General features: G+C 69.6%; 2 protein-coding genes. Both read right to left on the bottom strand.

Features of this window, described 5'->3' with window-relative positions:
* On the bottom strand, positions 1–412 hold a 412-nt coding region (locus N878_RS21545; RefSeq protein ID WP_021445602.1), incomplete at its 3' end, for an ATP-binding cassette domain-containing protein.
* Positions 409–1,124 (bottom strand): aliphatic sulfonate ABC transporter permease SsuC (gene ssuC, locus N878_RS21540; protein ID WP_021445601.1); only part of this gene is annotated, 716 nt, incomplete at its 5' end. The genes ssuC and N878_RS21545, both read right to left, overlap by 4 nt.

Raw genomic sequence — 1,124 nt, 5'->3', positions numbered from 1 at the left:
GCCCACCGGACAGCGCCGCCGGCCACTCACCCGCGCGGTCGGCCAGGCCGACCGCGGCCAGGGCTTCCTCGGCCTGCTGACGCCAGTTGCCGGACAGGCCCAGGCCGACGTTGTCGATCACCCGCTTCCAGGGCAGCAGGCGGGCGTCCTGGAACATCAGGCGGATGTCCTCGCGCACCGCGTTGAGCGCACCGCTGCCGGCCAGCAGCTGACCGCCGCTGGGCTGATCCAGCCCGGCCAGCAGGCGCAGCAAGGTGCTCTTGCCGCAACCACTGCGGCCGACCACGGCGACGAACTGGCCGGCCGGGATATGCAGGTCGATGCCCTTGAGCACCCGACGCTCGCCGAAGGATTTCTCGATCCTCTCGATTGCCAGGGGGATGCCCTGGCGGATGCTGTGCAGTGCGGTCATTGGCCACCTGCCTTGGCCTGGTAGGCCGGGTGCCAGCGCAGCCAGACACGCTCCAGGCCCCTGGCCGCGACGTCGGCCAGCTTGCCGAGCAGCGCATAGAGCAGGATCGCCAGCACCACCACGTCGGTCTGCAGGAACTCGCGGGCGTTCATCGCCAGGTAGCCGATGCCGCTGCTGGCGGAGATGGTTTCCGCCACGATCAGCGTGAGCCACATAAAGCCCAGGGCGAAGCGCACGCCGACCAGGATCGACGGCAGCGCACCGGGCAGGATCACCTGGCGGAACAGGGCGAAGCCCGACAGGCCATAGCTGCGCGCCATCTCCACCAGCGCCGGGTCGACGTTGCGGATGCCGTGGTAGGTGTTGAGGTAGATGGGGAACAGGGTGCCGAGCGCGACCAGGAACACCTTGGCCGCCTCATCGATGCCGAACCACAGGATCACCAGCGGGATCAGCGCCAGGTGCGGCACGTTGCGGATCATCTGCACCGAGCTGTCGAGAAAGCGCTCACCCCATTTCGACAGGCCGGTGATAAAGCCCAGCAGCAGGCCGATGCCGCCGCCGATGGCGAAGCCAATGCCGGCGCGCTGGCCGCTGATCGCCAGGTGCTGCCAGATTTCGCCGGAGGCCAGCAGCTGCCAGCCGGCGGCGAGCACCGCGCTGGGCGCCGGCAGGATGCGGCTGGACAGCCAGCCGCTGGCCACCGCCAGCC

The sequence above is a fragment of the Pseudomonas sp. EGD-AK9 genome (assembly GCF_000465935.2).
Taxonomy (GTDB): Bacteria; Pseudomonadota; Gammaproteobacteria; order Pseudomonadales; family Pseudomonadaceae; genus Aquipseudomonas.
The sequence above is the reverse complement of the archived record's forward strand: the minus strand, read 5'-3'. Positions and strand labels throughout refer to the sequence as shown.